Here is a 17,005-nt window from a genome sequence, read left to right on the forward strand (position 1 = left end):
TTTCCCGCGACGGGCCGCTGTCCGGTGGTGATTCGGGGAGGTAAGAGCTGGGATTCGCCACGTGCGATCACTCTCCCGTCACATACTGAGACACTGTAAAAGCGGAGAGTGACCGACGAGGGGCGCGGCGGTGACGGTAACGATCCTTCAGCGAGTCCGTACGGGGCCGGACGGCTGTGACATCACGGACGGCTGTGACATCAAGGGCGGCTCCGGTGGCACGGACGACCGTGACGTCACGGGCGGCCGGGACATCACGAGAGAGGAGACGGTCCGGTCCGACGTCGACGTCACCGTGATCGTCCCCCTGCACAACTGCCGTCCCTATCTGGACAGGTGCCTGACCTCGCTGCTGATCCAGCGGGTGGCCCTGGAGGTGGTCGTCGTCGACGACGGCTCCACCGACGGCGGCGGGGAACTGGCCGACCTGTACGCCTCCTGCCACCGGGGCGTGGTCCGCGTCGTCCGGCAGGAGGCCTCCGGCGGCGCCGGGCGCCCGCGCAACGTCGGGCTCTCCCACGCGCGCGGCAGGTACGTCTTCTTCTGCGACGCCGACGACTACCTCGGCCCCCAGGCGCTGGAGCGGATGCTCGCCATGGCCGACCGCAACGGGTCGGACATCGTGCTGGGGAAGATCGTGGGGCACGACCGCAGGGTGCCGGTCTCGATGTTCAAGGAGAACGCCGAACGGGTGCCGCTCGGCGACAGCGCGGTCTACAACAGCCTGAGCTGCTTCAAGCTGTTCCGCAGGGAGATGCTGGAGCGGCACGCCATCCGCTTCGACGAGACGCTCCTGGTGGGCGAGGACGTGGTCTTCACCACCCACGCCTACTGCCACGCCGACGTGATCTCGGTGGTCGCCGACTACGACTGCTACCACCTGGTCGACCGGCCCGACGGGACCAGCATCATGCAGCGTCCGGGCAGCCGGGACCCGGTCTCCTGGCTTCGGATGATCAAGAAGCCGATCGGGGTGATGCTCGCCCACGTGCGTCCGGGGGAGCTGCGCGACCACCTGCTGCGCCGGCACTTCCGGATGGACGCCTTCGGCAACCTGGGCAGGCCCTTCCTGGAGGCGGGGGAGGTCGAGCGCAAGGAGATCGTCGCCGAGGTGGCCGACATGTGCGAGCGGTGGCTGACCGACGGGGTCCGCGACCGGCTCCCGGCGATCGACCGGAGCCGGATCGCCGCGCTGGAGGACATCGACCGCCTGGTGCGGCTGGCCCACATCGAGTCGGCCGCGGTCCGCCGGGAGCTGACCGCGCTCCGCTGGGAGGGGACGGGACGGCTGGCCGTGTCGGGCAAGGTGGCGCTGAGCACGCTGGAGCGCTACGACCGGCCGGAGATCGCGGGCGGGGACCCGGCCCTGGTGCTGCGCCGCAGGCACTCGGGCGCCGGCCCGGCGGAGGAGGTCGTGATCCCGGTGACCGGCGACTGCGCCGAGTTCACCGGGATCGTGGACGTCACCGCCCTGGCCGCGGGCATCTGGGACGTCCACGTCGGCGTCACCTTCGAGGGCGTGCGCAGGATCGCCCGGCTCGGGGCCGACCGGGACGGGGTCGTCGTGCCGCCCGCGCCGCGGGTGGCCGGGGACGTGGTCGCGCTGCCGTACTTCACCCGCCCCTACGGCAACCTCAGCCTGGACATCGGCGGGTACGTGGTCCCGGTGCCGGGGGGCGCCAGGCTGGTGCGCGCCCGCTGGACGGCCGGGCACCGGCTGGTGCTCGACGGCCAGGCGGTGGTGGGCACGGCCTGGCCGGCGGGGAAGGCGGTGCGCCACCTCGTCTGGCGGGAGCGCGAGTCCGGGCGGGAGCGGCGCGAGCCGGTCGCGGTCGGCGGGGACGGCACGTTCACGGCCTGCCAGGCGATGGGCCGGCTGGGCCCGGGGACCTGGGACGCCTACCTGGAGCTGGACCTGGGCGGGCCGCCCGCGCGTTTCCGGATCGAGGCGGTGCCCGAGGTGATCGAGCACCCGCGCACCTGGTGGCGGGGGACGACCCGGTGGAGCGTCCGGCCCTACGCCACCGCGGGCAAGGGGCGGCTCAGCACGGTGGTGCGCACCCTGGGTCCCCGGACCTTCATCAGGCGCATCGTTCGCTAATGCCACCATGTCGCAACTACAAGCCTATGGCCTAAAGTGGGGTCACATCCGCATCTCGGAGGCTTGTCGTGCACGTACCCGATGGCTTTTTCAACGCGGCCGTGTCGCTGTCCGCGGGAGTCGTGGCCGCCGCGGGCGTCACCGTCTGCCTGCGCGGTGCCCGCCGTGAACTCGACGACCGCACCGCCCCGATGGCGGGCCTGGTCGCCGCCTTCGTCTTCGCGGTCCAGATGCTCAACTTCCCGGTCGCCGCGGGCACCAGCGGTCACCTCCTCGGAGGGGCGCTCGCCGCGATACTCGTCGGCCCCTACACGGCGGTGCTCTGCGTGGCGGTGGTCCTGCTCGTGCAGGCGTTCTTCTTCGCCGACGGCGGGCTGACCGCGCTGGGCGTCAACATCACCCTGATGGGCGTCGTCGCGGTACTGGTCGCGTGGGGCGTCTTCCGCCTGATCACCCGGAGCGTGCGGGGCAGGGGGGCCGTGGTGGCGGCCTCGTTCGTCGCGGCGCTGCTCTCGGTGCCCGCCTCGGCGCTGGCGTTCACGCTGCTGTTCTGGATCGGCGGCACCGCGCCGATCGAGATCGGCACGGTGGCCGCGGCCATGGGCGGCGTGCACCTGCTGATCGGCATCGGGGAGGGCCTGATCACCGCCGTCACGGTCAGCACGGTGCTGGCCGTCCGGCCCGACCTGGTGTACGGCGCCAGGGGGCTCGCGGCGCCGCTGGTGCTGCGCGGCGCGGACGGGGACGTGACCGTCGTCCCGGGCGCCCCGGCCCCGGCCGCGGCTCCCCGCGGTCCCCGCTGGTTCCTGCCGGCCGGTGTCGCGGTGGCCGCGCTGCTGGCGGGCGTGGTCAGCTTCTACGCCTCCTCCTCGCCGGACGGCCTGGAGCGGGTCGCCCAGGACAAGGGCTTCATCGGCCAGGCGGCCGACCACGCGCTGGGCGAGCAGCCGCTGGCCGACTACGGGGACGCGGGCGGCCTCCCGGTGGGGGTGGCCGGCCTGATCGGCGTCGGCGCCACCCTGGTGACCGGCGGCGGTCTCTTCCTGGCCGTACGCCGCCGGGGCGGGGACGCCGGGTCGGCCGACGAGAGCCGGAAAAAGGCCTCCGTCTAGTGGGGGCGGGCCACACGAGCCGCCTACACCGGCCCGGGGACACGCTCGTGCACCGGCTTCCGCCCCAGTGCAAGCTGGTGGCGGTGGCCGGTTTCGCGCTGGTCGTGGTCGCCACCCCGCGCGAGTGGTTCTGGGCCTTCGGGCTGTACGCGGTCCTGCTGGCCGTCGTGGCTGCCCTGGCCCGCGTGCCGGCCGGGTTCGTGCTGCGCAGGATGGTGGTGGAGGTCCCGTTCGTGGCCTTCGCCCTGGCCATCCCCTTCATCGGGTCCGGCGGGCGGACGACCTTCATGGGGGTCTCGCTCAGCGTCGCCGGTCTGTGGGCCGCCTGGAACATCCTGGCCAAGGCGACCCTGGGCGTGGCCGCGAGCGTGCTGCTCGCGGCCACCACCGAACCCCGGATGATGCTGCTGGGCGCCCAGCGCCTGAGGCTGCCGCCGCTGCTGGTGCAGATCGCCATGTTCATGCTCCGCTACCTGGACGTCATCCTGGACGAGATGCGCCGGATGCGGGTGGCCAGGGAGTCGCGCGGGTTCGTCGCCAGGGACGTGCGGCACATCCCGGTGATCGCCAGATCGGCCGGCGCGCTCTTCATCCGCTCGTACGAGCGGGGCGAGCGGGTGCACCTGGCGATGCTCAGCCGGGGGTACACGGGCTCGATGCCGATGATCCAGGACGTGTCCGCGGTGCCGCGGCAGTGGCTGGCCGCCGGTATGTTGCCGGGTGCGGCGCTCGCCGTGCTGCTCGGAAGCTGGGGGATCGCATGAGCTCGCCCTGGTCCTCGGCGCCCTCGCCGTCACCGCTCCCGTCGCCGTCCGGGCCGGTGCCCGTGCCGCCGTCGCTGGAGGTGAGCCGTCTGGCGTACGCCTACCCGGACGGCACGCAGGCGTTGTTCGGCGTGGACCTGCGGGTCGAGCGGGGCGAGCGGGTGGCGCTGCTGGGGCCGAACGGCGCGGGCAAGACCACGCTGGTGATGCACCTCAACGGCATCCTGACCGCGGGGCACGGCACGGTCTCGGTGGCAGGGCTGCCGGTCGGCAAGGGGACGCTCGCGGAGATCCGCAGGCGGGTCGGGCTGGTCTTCCAGGATCCCGACGACCAGCTCTTCATGCCGACCGTCCGCGACGACGTGGCCTTCGGACCGGCCAACGCCGGGGTGACGGGACAGGAGCTGGAGCGCCGGGTCAGGGACGCGCTGGAGCGCGTGGGCATGCTGGAGACGATCGACCGGCCGCCGCACCACCTGTCGTTCGGGCAGCGCCGCCGGGTCGCGGTGGCGACGGTGCTGGCCATGGAGCCGGAGATCCTGGTGCTCGACGAGCCGTCGTCCAACCTGGATCCGGCCTCCCGGCGCGAGCTGGCCGAGATCCTGCGGGGGCTCGACGTGACCGTGCTGATGGTCACCCACGACCTGCCCTACGCGCTGGAGCTCTGCGAGCGCTCGCTGATCCTCTCGGGGGGCGTCATCGCCGCGGACGGGCCGACCCGCGAGATCCTCACCGACGCCGCCCTGCTGGCCGCGCACCGGCTGGAGCTGCCCTACGGGTTCGCCCCGCCCTGAGCGGACGGACCGGGGATCGCTTCGAGAGGTCGTCCGGGCCGGGAGGGCCGGCGGGCGCCGGAGGGGGTGCGGCCACGGAGAGTAAGGGTTCCGTACGGTGCCGGAAGTGCCGCCGAGGCCGACGGGCAGGGACCTGCGGGCGTGGCGAGGGTGAACTTCTCCCGAAGAGTCGCGCACGACCTCGCGCGGAGTGACGGCGAAGTAAAGTAGGTCTGCCCTTCGGGCGCGAGGAGGACTGATGAAGCTACGGCTGGCTCGCCGCGCCGTCGGTGACACCGTGGTGGTGGCCGTCGAGGGTGAGCTCGACCTGTTCACCGCTCCCTTCCTGCGGGACGAGGTCCGTGAGGCGATCAAGCTGGACGGCTCACGGCTGGTCCTCGACCTCACCGCGCTGTCCTTCATGGACTCCAGCGGGCTGTCGGTGCTGATCGAGGCGTGGCGGCTGGCCACCGGCGAGGGCGGCGGCGTCTGCCTGGCGGCCCCCCAGGCGCCGGTGGCGAGGATCCTCCGCACCACCGGACTGGACCGGAGGATCAAGGTCTACCCGGACGTGGGCAGCGCCGTCGGCGAGGTCCAGCGGGGCGGAGATTTACCCCACCCCCAGTAGAACTTCATTCGGTCGGCGCGTTAAAGTCCGCTCATGGACCTGAACGGAGCAGCAGCAATCATCTCGGGCGGCGCCAGTGGCCTCGGCGAGGCCACGGCCCGCGACCTGGCCGCGCACGGCGCCACCGTCGTCATCGCCGACCTCAACGAGGAGCGCGGCAAGTCCCTGGCGGGCGAGCTCGGCGGCGTCTTCGTCAAGACCGACGTGTCGGACGAGGGGCAGGTGCAGGCGGCCGTGGACGCGGCGGTGGCGGTCGGCAGCCCGCTGCGCGTCGTGGTGAACAGCGCGGGCATCGGCTGGGCCAGCCGGACCGTGGGCCGCGACGGCTCGCCCCACGACCTGGCCTCGTACCGCAAGGTCATCGAGGTCAACCTGATCGGCACCTTCAACCTCATGCGCATCGGCGCCGCGGCGATCGCCAGGACCGAGCCGGTCGACGCGGACGGCCAGCGCGGCGTGGTGATCAACACCGCCTCGATCGCGGCGCTGGAGGGGCAGACCGGCCAGGTGGCCTACTCCGCGTCCAAGGGCGGCATCGTCGGCATGACCGTCCCGGCCGCGCGTGACCTCGCCGCCATCGGCGTGCGCGTCAACACCATCTGCCCCGGCATCATCGACACCCCGATCTACGGCACCTCGCCGGAGTCGGAGGGGTTCAAGGCCAAGCTCATCGCCCCGGTGGCCTTCCCCAAGCGTCTCGGCCTGGCGTCGGAGTTCGCGCACCTGGTCCGCGCGCTGATCGAGAACGACTACATGAACGCCGAGACGATCCGTTTCGACGGCGGCATCCGCTTCCAGCCCAAGTAGGAGTCATCCGGTGTCTGACGAGGTTCTGGTCGACGTGGACGGCGGCGTCGCCGTCATCACGATCAACCGCCCCAAGGCCAGGAACGCCATCAACGGCGCCGTCGCGCGCGGGGTCGCCGCGGCCCTGGACGAGATGGAGGAGCGCAGGGACGTCTCCGCCTACGTCCTGACCGGCGCCGGTGGCACGTTCTCCTCCGGCATGGACCTCAAGGGGTTCCTGACCGGCGACCTCCCGGTGGTGGAGGGGAGGGGTTTCGGAGGCTTCGTCGAGGCGCCGCCGACGAAGCCGCTCATCGCCGCCGTCGAGGGCTACGCCCTGGCCGGAGGGTGCGAGCTGGCGCTGGCCTGCGACATCATCATCGCCTCCGAGGAGGCCAAGTTCGGGCTGCCCGAGCCCAAGCGCGGCCTGGTGGCCGGTGCGGGCGGCGTGATGCGGCTGCCGCGGCGCATCCCGTACCACGTCGCCATGGAGATCGCCCTGACCGGCGACCACTTCCCCGCCTCCCGGCTGTACGAGCTCGGCCTGGTCAACCACGTCACGCCCGCGGGTGAGGCGCTGACCACGGCGGTCGAGCTGGCGAAGAAGATCGCCGCCAACGCCCCGCTGGCGCTCGCCGCCACCAAGCGGGTGATCATCGAGTCCGTGGACTGGAGCCGGGAGGAGATGTTCAGGAAGCAGGGCGAGATCATCAACCCGGTGTTCGGTTCCAAGGACGCCATGGAGGGCGCTGCGGCCTTCGCCGAGAAGCGCGCCCCCCAATGGAAGGGCGAGTAACCTCCTTCAAGGGATTTTCCGCCGGGCGCGATCCAAAAGGGTCGCGCCTGGCGCGTTCACGGCCAAGAGTGCGTACGGTAAAGGTATGGACGAGTGCGGCGAGGGCACGTGACGCCCATCCACCGCTCCGAGGCCGGGAGAAGTGCATGAACGACCACGCCCACGGAACGACCCCCGTCGGCCGCTCCACCGGCGCCGTCCTGAAGCGCAGGGCGGGAAGTCTGGCGGCGGGCGCCCTGGGCGCCGCGATCATCAGCGTCCTGATGGTCGGCTCCATGTGGGCGGTCGAGATCGCCGATTACGTCCTTCCTGCGGAGTTCGACGTCTACGGCATCTGGGCCTGGGATCCCGACGGCCTGGGAGGCATCTTCCTCGCGCCCTTCCTGCACGCCGGGTTCGGCCACCTGATGGCCAACTCGCTGCCCCTGCTGGTCCTGGGATTCCTGGCCGCGCTGCGCGGGATCGGCCGGTTCCTGGCCGCCAGCCTGATCGTCGTCCTGGTCAGCGGCCTGGGAGTCTGGTTCACCAGCGCGCCGCAGACCCTCACGGTCGGCGCCAGCGGGCTGGTCTTCGGCTACTTCGGCTTCGTCGTCGCCCGAGGGCTGTTCGACCGCCGGGCCCTGGACATCATCGTGGGCGTGGGCGTGGCGATCGCCTACTACTCGATCATCTGGGGCGTCCTGCCCGGCGAGGCGGGCATCTCCTGGCAGGGGCACCTGTTCGGGCTCGTGGGCGGCGTCTTCGCGGCCTGGGTGGTGCGCCGCAGGCGCCGCGCTCTCTCCCCGGCCCGCTGAGGCGCGTCCCGGACCGGGTCCTTCCGGCCGGGACGGCCCGCTGGGTCCGCCGGGACGGCTCGCCGGGCGAGGGGCCGTCCACCCCGCTCCGATCGGGTGAGCGGACGTGTCGGTTCGGCCCTCTCACCCCCTTCGTCCTGACGGGCGCCGGACGGGCCTGTGGACGCCGTAGGGGACCCGCGCGGTACCGGGTGGCCTCCGGTGCCGGGTGGCGGTCCGCGTCCCTCAGGATCGAATAGGGTCGGCCGGGAGCATCATCGCTGAGGAGGACCTGCGGCCATGGGGGACGACACCGCGACCGACGCTCCGGCCGACGACGGACGAGACGGACGAGACGGACGCACCGGGCACGACGAGCAGCCCGGGCACGGCGGGCACGACGGGCGCACCCGGAACGGCGGGCACGAGGAGCGTGCGGGGCGGACGGGCCGGGAGGCCGCCGGCGGGCCCCGGGTGATCGTCCGGCGCGCGATCCCCACCGAGCCCGCGGTACGGGGCTCGGAGTCGCTCTTCGTCACCGAGGCCGCCCGCCAGGGCGTACGGCCCACCCGCAGGATGCTCTACGTCGGCCCCGAGCCGGCCGGTGACGACGTCGCCGCCGCGCTGCGGGTCGAGCCCGGCACGGAGGTCCTGGCCCGCAGGAAGATGATGTTCGCCGACGAGGTGCCCGTACGCGTCGCCACCAGCTACCTCCGCCTGGACCTCTTCGGCGGGACCCCGCTGGCGGACCCTGGTTTCCTGAGGCCCAGCCTGCAGGCCGCGATCGAGGCGCTCGGCCACCGGTTCGGCCACGCCGAGGAGCACCTGGTGGCCCGGCCACCGTCCCCGTCCGAGGCCGGGACGCTCCGGCTCGATCCCGGCGAGTGGGTCGTGCGGATCCTGCGCGCCGCCTACTCCGAGGACGGCACCCCGGTGCACGTGCTGGAGACGGTCTGCGCCGCCTCGCGTCACGTCTTCCCCATCGCGCAGGTCACCGGCGCCGACCAGTTCTGACCGGCGGCCGTTCACCGGTGGTCGCTCACCGGCCGGACGCGTCCGGAAGAGGCCAAACGATCATGTCGAGGGCCATCTGCTATGGCCGCATCGAGGTATTTAAGTGACAATATGACAAAATTTCATGTGTGGACCTGCTCGGCGGCGTGCCCGTACGTGTTCCACAGGGCCGTCACCGCCGGGCGCGATCCTCGAGAGGTGGCCGCGGGTGAACCTGGGATCCCTGGAACGCGCGATCATGGACGTGCTGTGGGGCTGTAAGCAGCCACTGCTGGTCCGCCAGGTACAGGACATGCTGAACCGGGACGAGGAACGGAACCTGGCCTACACCACCGTGCAGACGGTCGCCGAGCGCCTCGTCAGGAAGGGGCTGCTGGAGAGGGCCCCCGCGCGCAACGCCTTCCGCTACACCGCCAGCCGCTCCCGGGACGAACACGTGGCGGGGCTGATGCTCGCCGCCCTGGAGGGCAGCCCGGACCGGGCACCGGTGCTCTCCCGCTTCGCCGAGGGGGTGGCCCCGGACGACGCCCTGCGCCTGCTGCACGAGCTGGCCCGGCGCACCGGGGAACGGGTGCACGCCCCCGGGGCGGGCGGCCTCCCGAGCGTGCTGCCCTGAGACGCCCCGCGGGCCGTCCCCCGACCCCGGGAGACGGCCCGGACGGCGGCTACAGCCGCTCGGCGACGTAGTCGATGCAGGCGGTCAGGGCCTCGACGTCGTCGGGGTCGACGGCCGGGAACATGGCGACGCGCAGCTGGTTGCGGCCGAGCTTGCGGTAGGGCTCGGTGTCGACGATGCCGTTGGCGCGCAGCACCTTCGCGATCGCCGAGGCGTCGACCTCGTCGGCGAAGTCGATCGTGCCGACCACGTTGGAGCGGAACTCCGGCCCGGCGAACGGGGTGGTGTAGGAGGTCTTCTCGGCCCAGGTGTACAGGCGCCGGGCCGAGTCGGCCGTGCGGGCCGTCGTCCAGGCCAGGCCGCCGTTGCCGTTCATCCACTCGATCTGGTCGGCGAGCAGGAAGAGCGTGGCCACCGAGGGGGTGTTGTAGGTCTGGTCCTTGGAGGAGTTGTCGATGGCGACCGGCAGGCTGAAGAACTCGGGGACGTAGCGACCGCCGGCGGCGATCTCGTCCACCCGGGCCAGTGCGGCCGGGGACATCAGGGCGATCCACAGGCCGCCGTCGGAGGCGAAGCTCTTCTGCGGGGCGAAGTAGTAGACGTCGAACTCGCTCGCCTCGACCGGCAGGCCGCCGGCGCCGGAGGTGGCGTCGACGAGCACGAGCGAGCCCTCCTCGCCCACCCGCCGGATCGGCATCGCCACGCCGGTGGAGGTCTCGTTGTGGGTGAGCGCGTAGACGTCGACGCCCTCCTCGGTCCTGGCCTCGGGGTGGCTGCCGACCTCCGACTTGATCACGGTCGGGTCGCCGAGCCACGGCGCCTTGGCGGCGACCGAGGCGAACTTGGAGGAGAACTCGCCGAAGTGCAGGTGCTGGGACCTCTCGCGGATCAGCCCGAAGGCGGCGATGTCCCAGAACGCGGTCGTGCCGCCGTTGCCGAGGACGACCTCGTACCCCTCGGGGAGGGAGAACAGCTCCGACAGCCCCGCGCGGACGCGCCCGACGAGCGACTTGACCGGCTTTTGGCGGTGAGAGGTGCCCAGGACGGCGGCACCGGAGGCCGCGAGAGCCGAGAGCTGCTCGGGGCGCACCTTCGAGGGCCCGCAGCCGAAACGGCCGTCGGCGGGCTTGATGTCAGAGGGAATCACGATGTCAGCCACCTGACCAGCCTACTGAGCCCGCGGGGCGTTCCAGGACGGGGTCCGGATTCTGAGACGAGACGTGTCAGGAAATGGGCGGCGTCCAGGGACGGGTCATCGCGAAGGGTGCAGGGACGGGTCGTCGCGAAGGGGCGATGCCGCGCGGGACGGGCAGCGTGCGGGACGGACGCGAGGGGCCGATGCGGCGATGCCGGGCAGGACGGTCGTCGCGCGGGACGGGCGCGAGGGGCCGGTGCCGCGGGGGAGCGGGCGGCCGGTGACGGCTGCCGCGCGGGACGTCCGCGCGGCAGCCGCGAGGGAGGAGGCGGAGATCTCTAGACGGAGCCGACGACCTCGGAGGCCCCGGGGACGTCCTGGACCGACCGCTGGGAGGGACCCACGTAGTCGGCGCTGGGGCGGACGAGCCTGCCCGTGCGCTTCTGCTCCAGGATGTGGGCGGCCCAGCCCGCGGTACGGGCGCAGGTGAACATCGAGGTGAACATGGACGAGGGGATCTGGGCGAAGTCCAGGATGACCGCGGCCCAGTACTCGACGTTGGTGGCGAGCACCCGGTCGGGCTTGCGGGCGTGCAACTCCTCCAGCGCCGCCTTCTCCAGCGCCGCGGCGACCTCGTACCGCGGTGCGCCGAGCTCCTTGGCGGTGCGGCGGAGCACGCGCGCCCGGGGGTCCTCGGCACGGTAGACGCGGTGGCCGAAGCCCATGAGCCGCTGGCCCTTGTCGAGCTCGGACTGCACGTACTTCTTGGCGTCGCCGACCTGCTCGACGCCCTCGATCATGTGCAGCACGCGCGCGGGCGCGCCACCGTGCAGCGGCCCGGACATGGCGCCGACCGCACCGCTCAGCGCGGCGGCGACGTCGGCTCCGGTGGAGGCGATGACCCGGGCGGTGAAGGTGGAGGCGTTCATGCCGTGCTCGGCGGCGGACGTCCAGTAGGCGTCGATGGCCTTGACGTGGCGGGGGTCGGGCTCTCCCTGCCAGCGGATCATGAAGCGCTCGACGATGGTCCGGCCCTTGTCGATCTCGCTCTGGGGGACCTCGGGCCTGTCCTTGCCGCGCGAGGACTGGGCGACGAAGCTCAGGGCGGTCACGCTGGCGCGCGCGAGGTCGGCGCGGGCCTGCGCGTCGTCGATGTCGAGCAGCGGCTTGAAGCCGTACGTGGTGGCCAGCATGGCCAGCCCGCTCTGGACGTCGACGCGGACGTCACCGGAATGGACAGGAACGGGGCAAGGCTCGGCCGGGGTCAGCCCCGGCTGGAACTCGTTATCGACGAGCAGGCCCCACACGTTCCCGAAGGGGACGCGGCCGACCAGCTCTTCGATGTCGACGCCCCGATAGCGGAGGGCGCCCCCTTCTTTGTCCGGTTCCGCGATCTCCGTCTCGAAAGCTACTACGCCTTCGAGCCCGGGTTTGAAGTCGGACATTCTCGGCCGCCTCCCTTTCTTGAAGTCAAAGCCTTGATGTCGAGATACCGGCGGGTCATATTCAACCCCCTGGGGCGAGGCGGTGTGCCGCCGGACCCGCCTGAACGCGATCGCCGCAGGTGGGGGGCGCCGTACGGGCTTCCGGCTCGGCACGCGAGAATACCTTCCCGTGGATGCCGCATCGCGACCGCCTTCGGTGGCGGGACTTCGCCGTACGTATCAGGGACTGCCTCTGCTGGAGGCCGATCTCGCACCCGACCCCGTCTCGCAGTTCGCCGCCTGGTTCGGCGACGCCGTGGACGCCGGGCTTCCCGAGCCGAACGCGACCGTGCTGGCGACGGCCTCGGCGGGCGGCCGGCCGACGGCCAGGACCGTACTGCTCAAGGGGTACGACGAGAACGGGTTCGTGTTCTACACCAACTACGAGTCGCGCAAGGGCCGGGACCTGGCGGAGAACCCGCGGGCCGCCCTGCTGTTCCCCTGGCACTCGATCCGCCGTCAGGTGCGGGTCGAGGGGAGGGTGGTGCGGCTGCCCCGCGAGGAGTCGGCCGCCTACTACAGGACCCGCCCCTACGGGTCGCGGATCGGCGCCTGGGCGTCGCGGCAGTCGGCGGTCGTGAACTCCCGGCAGGAGCTGGACGACCGGTACGAGGAGCTGGCGGAGCGCTGGCCCGACGACCCGCCGGTCCCCGACTTCTGGGGCGGGTTCCGCGTGGTGCCCGCGGAGGTGGAGTTCTGGCAGGGCCGTACCGACCGCATGCATGACCGCCTCCGTTACCGCCGCTCCGGTGCCTCCTGGGTGGTCGAACGCCTGGCGCCCTGAGAACGTGCCTCGGGGCCGGACGCCCGATCCTGGGCAGCCTGCCCTCTATTCATTCATATATCCGTATATGTCCGTTGAGGGGGAGAGGGACGGGGCGGGGATCTCATTCGCGGGCATCCGGCCGGCCCGCGCCCGCCCGCCGTCCCCGGAGCCGGTCGCGGACCCCTCGCGGAGGCCGTTCCGGCTGCTCGGGAAGGATTTCATGACCGTCGGTGTTGCTGTCCCTTGTCACCGCGGCCCGTTCTCCCAATAGGGTCGTGTTCTCAAACTTCCAAGGTCCCGCGCCGCTCTCCCGGGAACGCCGCGCCATGGACGTAGCATCGAGAGAGGACGGGAGGAAACCTTGACCGCACACGGCCTGATCGACACGACGGAGATGTACCTTCGTACGATCTTCGAGCTGGAGGAGGAGGGCATCGTCCCCCTGCGCGCTCGCATCGCCGAGCGGCTCCAGCAGAGCGGTCCCACGGTCAGCCAGACGGTCGCCCGGATGGAACGCGACGGCCTCGTCCGCGTCGAGGGCGACCGGCACCTGACCATGACCGACCTGGGACGCACGCTCGCCACGCGCGTCATGCGCAAGCACCGGCTCGCGGAGTGCCTGCTCACCCAGGTGATCGGCCTGCCCTGGGAGGAGGTGCACATCGAGGCCTGCCGCTGGGAGCACGTCATGTCCGAGTCGGTGGAGGCGCGGCTGGTCGGCCTGCTGAACAATCCCACCGAGGATCCGCACGGCAACCCGATCCCCGGCCTGGAGGAACTCGGCGTCATCGGCCTGCCCGAGGGCCGCCTGGAGACGCTGCCGTCGATGGCCGCGATGGCCGGACCCAGAGATATACCCGCTGTGGTGCGGCGAATTAGCGAACAAGTGCAAAGCGATCCGGCTGTGATGCTTAAACTCAAGCAAGTTGGGATACAACCCGGACGCGAGGTGACGCTCGCGGCGAGCGACGACGGTGTGCGGGTGACAGGTGATAACGAGGCGGACAATTTCCTTGCGGTTCTCCCGCGAGAGATTGCAGCTCACGTTTTCGTCTCCACACGCTGACCGAGGCCCCTTAGCTCGGTTGGATCCCGTTCGGGAGTCCCTCCGCTCCCAGGCCGAGACTGCAGGAGCAACCGTGGTTCGCTTTGCACACACCCGCCCACGAGGGGCGGTCGCCGGATGAAGCGGTGGGGGGATGTTTCCCAGGACGCCGCCGAGCACCTTACGGCCGGTTCCGTCCTGGACCATGCTGAGATGGCGGTGGTCGTCACCGACAGGTTCAGCAACCTGCTCTACTGGAACCCTTTCGCGGAAAGGCTCTTCGGACGTCCGGGAACGTCCGGGCCCCGCGACCCGTCCCTCTCCCTGGGCATCATGGAGAAGGACCACCCGCTGGCCGTCGAGCTCTCCAAGCACGTCCTCAAGGGCGGCGTCTGGGAGGGCACGTTCGACGTCAGGCGCGGAGACGGAACGATCATCTACGTCCGGGCCCAGGCCGTGCCGCTGCGCCATCCCTCGGGAGCGGTGACGGGCATCGTCATCACCGCCCGCGAGGCGATGCGCAGCAACGAGCGCGAGAAGGACCGCTTCGGGCTGCTGGAACGCATCGGCGAGCGCCTCGCCGGTTCGCTGTACGTCGAGGAGACGCTCAAGCGCGTCGCCGAGATGCTCGTCCCGCAGTTCGCCGACCACTGCTTCATCGAACTGATGGAGGAGGGCCGGATGGTCCGCAGGGTCTCCACCCACGTCCAGGGATGGAGCCCGCCTGCCGACACCTGGGCGCCGGTCGGCGCGGAGATCCGCTACCCGGCGGGCCACTACGCCGACACCGCGCTGCGACGCCAGGAGACGATCCTCGTCGAGGACTTCTCCCAGACCAGCTATCCCAGCACCGGCGAGGCCAACACCCGCCTGGCCGCCGAGATCGGCATGACCTCGGCCATCGTGGCGCCGCTGTGCGTGCGCGGCGAGACCCTGGGGCTGATGTACCTGGGGCTGTCCAACCTGACCGACCGGCGCAGCCCGCACTACGACGCCTTCGACCGCGACTTCGTGGGGGCCATCGCCACCCGGGTCGCCCTGGCCGTCGACAACGCCCTGTTGTTCGAGGAGGAGCGGCACACCGCGGAGTCCTTCCAGAAGCACCTGCTGCCCCGCGCGCTGCCGCAGCTCGACGGGCTGGAGATCGCGGTCCGCTACTACCCGGCCGCACCCCTGGCCAGCCACGGGCAGGGCATCCAGACACAGGTCGGCGGCGACTGGTACGACGTCATCCCGCTCTCGGCGGGCCGGGTCGGCATCGTCATCGGCGACGTCGAGGGCAGGGGCGCCAAGGCGGCGGCGGTGATGGGGCAGCTGCGCGCGGCGCTGCGCGCCTTCGCCCAGGACGACAAGCCGCCCGCGGAGATCCTGGCCAGGCTCGACGAGTGGACGCGCATCATCGCCACCCCCGAGCAGGACGAGAGCGGCGCCGACATCAGCATCCCGCCCATCGTCACCTGCCAGTACCTCGTCTACGACGCCTGGTCGCGGCAGCTGTCGTTCGCCAACGCCGGTCACGCCCCCCCGCTGCTGCTCATCGGTGACACCTGCACCGAGCTGGACATCCGCGAGGTCGGCCAGCCGCTGGGCGTACGGGCCAAGGGACTGCACGCGGACCTGGTCTACAAGGAGGAGACGCGCACGCTGCCCCGCGGGGCGGCCCTGCTCCTCTACACCGACGGGCTCGTCGATCGTCGCCCCCTCCGCGACGCCGACGGCCATCCGCCCGACGTCGAGGAGACGCTGGCGCAGCTCTGCGGCAAGCTCGCCGAGCTCAGCGACGCCTCCGTCGAGCGCATCGCCGACGTCGCCACCGTCGCGGTGCCCGGCGAGATCGACGACGACATGGCCATCCTCGTGATCAGGTCCGCCTCCGAGGACCTGGCCGTCGAGGAGCGCACCTTCCCGGCCCAGCCGATCATGGTGGGGGAGGCGCGCAGGATGGCCCTGGAGGCGTTCGTCAGCTGGAACGTCCCCGAGGAGCGGGCCGAGCTCGCCTGCCTGCTGGTCTCCGAGGTCGTCACCAACGTCGTGCTGCACGCCGCCACCGCCAGCGTCCCGCGCAGGGAACTGTCGATGGACGGCCCTCCGCTGCCGTTCGACGAGTCCTGGGACGTCCCCGGCTTCGAGGACGACGTCGTCAACGAGAAGGAGTTCACGCTCCGGCTCCGGCGGGGCGGGGAGTCGGTCTGGGTCGAGGTCTTCGACCAGGACCTGCGGCTGCCGCGCATCCGCAGCGCCGGGGAGAACGACGAGGGCGGCCGGGGTCTCTACCTGGTCGACCAGCTCGCCAGACGCTGGGGCTCGCGCCCCACCAAGGAGGGCAAGGCCGTCTGGTTCGAGATCCCCACCAGGTCGCGCTGAGCCACCGCCGGCCGGGCTGGAACGTGCTCCCGATCGGTGGTTGACTCGGGGCATGGAGCTGGCGTTCGAACGGCGAGGTACGGGTCCGTCCCTGGTCCTGCTGCACGGGATCGGGCATCACTGGCAGGCATGGCTGCCAGTGCTGGACCGGCTCGCCACCGAGCGCGACGTGATCGCCGTCGACCTTCCCGGCTTCGGGGTGTCACCGCCGCTGCCGTCCGGCACGCCGTACACGCCCGAGAGCCTGGCGGACGCGGTCGAGTCCTTCTTCGCGATCCTGGGCCTGCGCGACCCTCACGTGGCGGGCAACTCCCTCGGCGGCTACGTCGCCCTCGAACTGGCCTCGCGCGCCGTGGTCCGCTCGGCCACCGCGCTGTCTCCGGCGGGGTTCTGGAACCGTACCGAACTCGCGTACGCGCGAGCCGTCCTGCGCCTGAGCAGGGTCTCGGCCAGGAGACTCCCCCCGGGCCGCGCGCTCGCCCTCGCCGAAGATCCGCTGGGCCGCACGCTGGCCGCGGGCCTGATGGTGGCCCGTCCCGCCGACCTCTCCCCGCAGGCGCTGCTCGCCGCCCTCCAGGCGCTCGGGGACGCCCCCGGATTCGACGAGACCCTGGTCTCGTTCACCGGGCTGATGCCTCCCGCGCCGCCCAAGGTGCCGGTGACGATCGCCTGGGGTGAGCGCGACCGGCTGCTCGTGCGCCGCCAGGCCGTCCGGGCCGCCCGGTGGTCCGGGCAGCGGGTGAAACTGCTGCGCGGCTGCGGTCACCTGCCGATGACGGACGATCCCGAGCTGGTCGCGCGCGTGCTGCTGGAGGCGTCGTCCGGGTAGGGCGGATCCCGCCCCTCGG

At 71.7% G+C, this 17,005-nt stretch carries 16 protein-coding genes; 14 read left to right on the forward strand and 2 right to left on the reverse strand.

Features of this window, described 5'->3' with window-relative positions; genetic code table 11:
• Positions 1–130 precede the first annotated feature (130 nt).
• The 10 genes from ACIBCT_RS02750 (at position 131) to ACIBCT_RS02795 (ending at position 9,363) form a co-directional block, all read left to right on the forward strand.
• A complete protein-coding gene (locus ACIBCT_RS02750; RefSeq protein ID WP_399185683.1) occupies positions 131–2,101 on the forward strand; it encodes a glycosyltransferase family 2 protein in 1,971 nt (656 codons plus the stop codon).
• 68 nt (positions 2,102–2,169) lie between these two features.
• On the forward strand, positions 2,170–3,213 hold the full coding sequence (locus ACIBCT_RS02755) for an energy-coupling factor ABC transporter permease (protein WP_399185684.1): 1,044 nt from the start codon (positions 2,170–2,172) through the stop codon (positions 3,211–3,213).
• 47 nt (positions 3,214–3,260) lie between these two features.
• Positions 3,261–3,977: a cobalt ECF transporter T component CbiQ gene (cbiQ, locus tag ACIBCT_RS02760; RefSeq protein ID WP_399185685.1), complete on the forward strand. Its 717-nt coding sequence runs from the start codon at positions 3,261–3,263 to the stop codon at positions 3,975–3,977.
• A 62-nt stretch (positions 3,978–4,039) separates the two neighbouring features.
• Positions 4,040–4,771 (forward strand): ABC transporter ATP-binding protein, encoded by a 732-nt coding sequence (locus tag ACIBCT_RS02765; RefSeq protein WP_344893369.1) that lies wholly within the window; start codon positions 4,040–4,042, stop codon positions 4,769–4,771.
• 238 nt (positions 4,772–5,009) lie between these two features.
• Positions 5,010–5,378, forward strand: a complete 369-nt coding sequence (locus ACIBCT_RS02770; protein ID WP_399185686.1) for an STAS domain-containing protein — start codon at positions 5,010–5,012, stop codon at positions 5,376–5,378.
• Positions 5,379–5,411: 33 nt separating this feature from the next.
• Positions 5,412–6,185, forward strand: coding sequence for an SDR family NAD(P)-dependent oxidoreductase (locus tag ACIBCT_RS02775; RefSeq protein WP_399185687.1), 774 nt, complete (start codon positions 5,412–5,414; stop codon positions 6,183–6,185).
• Positions 6,186–6,195: 10 nt separating this feature from the next.
• Entirely contained in the window at positions 6,196–6,960 is a 765-nt protein-coding gene (locus ACIBCT_RS02780) for a crotonase/enoyl-CoA hydratase family protein (RefSeq protein ID WP_399185688.1), read from the forward strand.
• 146 nt (positions 6,961–7,106) lie between these two features.
• The gene (locus ACIBCT_RS02785; RefSeq protein ID WP_399185689.1) at positions 7,107–7,754 is read left to right on the forward strand and encodes a rhomboid family intramembrane serine protease; all 648 of its coding nucleotides are present in this window, start codon (positions 7,107–7,109) and stop codon (positions 7,752–7,754) included.
• 279 nt (positions 7,755–8,033) lie between these two features.
• On the forward strand, positions 8,034–8,747 hold the full coding sequence (locus ACIBCT_RS02790) for a GntR family transcriptional regulator (protein WP_399185690.1): 714 nt from the start codon (positions 8,034–8,036) through the stop codon (positions 8,745–8,747).
• 208 nt (positions 8,748–8,955) lie between these two features.
• Positions 8,956–9,363: a BlaI/MecI/CopY family transcriptional regulator gene (locus tag ACIBCT_RS02795; protein WP_399185691.1), complete on the forward strand. Its 408-nt coding sequence runs from the start codon at positions 8,956–8,958 to the stop codon at positions 9,361–9,363.
• 49 nt (positions 9,364–9,412) lie between these two features.
• Here ACIBCT_RS02795 and serC read toward each other — a convergent pair whose 3' ends face one another.
• Both serC and ACIBCT_RS02805 read right to left on the reverse strand, forming a co-directional pair.
• Positions 9,413–10,522 (reverse strand): phosphoserine transaminase, encoded by a 1,110-nt coding sequence (gene serC / locus ACIBCT_RS02800; RefSeq protein ID WP_399185692.1) that lies wholly within the window; start codon positions 10,520–10,522, stop codon positions 9,413–9,415.
• Between the two features lie 314 nt (positions 10,523–10,836).
• The gene (locus tag ACIBCT_RS02805) at positions 10,837–11,943 is read right to left on the reverse strand and encodes a citrate synthase 2 (protein WP_399185693.1); all 1,107 of its coding nucleotides are present in this window, start codon (positions 11,941–11,943) and stop codon (positions 10,837–10,839) included.
• A 169-nt stretch (positions 11,944–12,112) separates the two neighbouring features.
• Between ACIBCT_RS02805 and pdxH the strand changes: the two genes are divergently transcribed.
• The 4 genes from pdxH to ACIBCT_RS02825 all read left to right on the forward strand — a co-directional run bounded on the left by pdxH (position 12,113) and on the right by ACIBCT_RS02825 (position 16,986).
• Positions 12,113–12,766 (forward strand): pyridoxamine 5'-phosphate oxidase, encoded by a 654-nt coding sequence (pdxH, locus tag ACIBCT_RS02810; RefSeq protein ID WP_344890186.1) that lies wholly within the window; start codon positions 12,113–12,115, stop codon positions 12,764–12,766.
• A gap of 343 nt (positions 12,767–13,109) precedes the next feature.
• Complete coding sequence (locus tag ACIBCT_RS02815; protein ID WP_344890183.1) at positions 13,110–13,814, forward strand: metal-dependent transcriptional regulator; 705 nt, start codon at positions 13,110–13,112, stop codon at positions 13,812–13,814.
• A gap of 117 nt (positions 13,815–13,931) precedes the next feature.
• Positions 13,932–16,157 (forward strand): SpoIIE family protein phosphatase, encoded by a 2,226-nt coding sequence (locus tag ACIBCT_RS02820; protein ID WP_399185694.1) that lies wholly within the window; start codon positions 13,932–13,934, stop codon positions 16,155–16,157.
• 52 nt (positions 16,158–16,209) lie between these two features.
• A complete protein-coding gene (locus ACIBCT_RS02825) occupies positions 16,210–16,986 on the forward strand; it encodes an alpha/beta fold hydrolase (RefSeq protein ID WP_399185695.1) in 777 nt (258 codons plus the stop codon).
• Positions 16,987–17,005: the final 19 nt, after the last annotated feature.

It is taken from the genome of Streptosporangium sp. NPDC050855 (assembly GCF_044456585.1).
Taxonomy (GTDB): Bacteria; Actinomycetota; Actinomycetes; order Streptosporangiales; family Streptosporangiaceae; genus Streptosporangium; species Streptosporangium longisporum.

Excerpts from the sequence above, each read along its gene's own strand:
- ACIBCT_RS02820 (WP_399185694.1), top strand. The coding sequence starts at position 13,932 with ATGAAGCGGTGGGGGGATGTTTCCCAGGACGCCGCCGAGCACCTTACG.
- ACIBCT_RS02770 (WP_399185686.1), top strand. The coding sequence starts at position 5,010 with ATGAAGCTACGGCTGGCTCGCCGCGCCGTCGGTGACACCGTGGTGGTG.
- ACIBCT_RS02775 (WP_399185687.1), top strand. The coding sequence starts at position 5,412 with ATGGACCTGAACGGAGCAGCAGCAATCATCTCGGGCGGCGCCAGTGGC.
- ACIBCT_RS02825 (WP_399185695.1), top strand. The coding sequence starts at position 16,210 with ATGGAGCTGGCGTTCGAACGGCGAGGTACGGGTCCGTCCCTGGTCCTG.
- ACIBCT_RS02785 (WP_399185689.1), top strand. The coding sequence starts at position 7,107 with ATGAACGACCACGCCCACGGAACGACCCCCGTCGGCCGCTCCACCGGC.
- ACIBCT_RS02805 (WP_399185693.1), bottom strand. The coding sequence starts at position 11,943 with ATGTCCGACTTCAAACCCGGGCTCGAAGGCGTAGTAGCTTTCGAGACG.
- ACIBCT_RS02790 (WP_399185690.1), top strand. The coding sequence starts at position 8,034 with ATGGGGGACGACACCGCGACCGACGCTCCGGCCGACGACGGACGAGAC.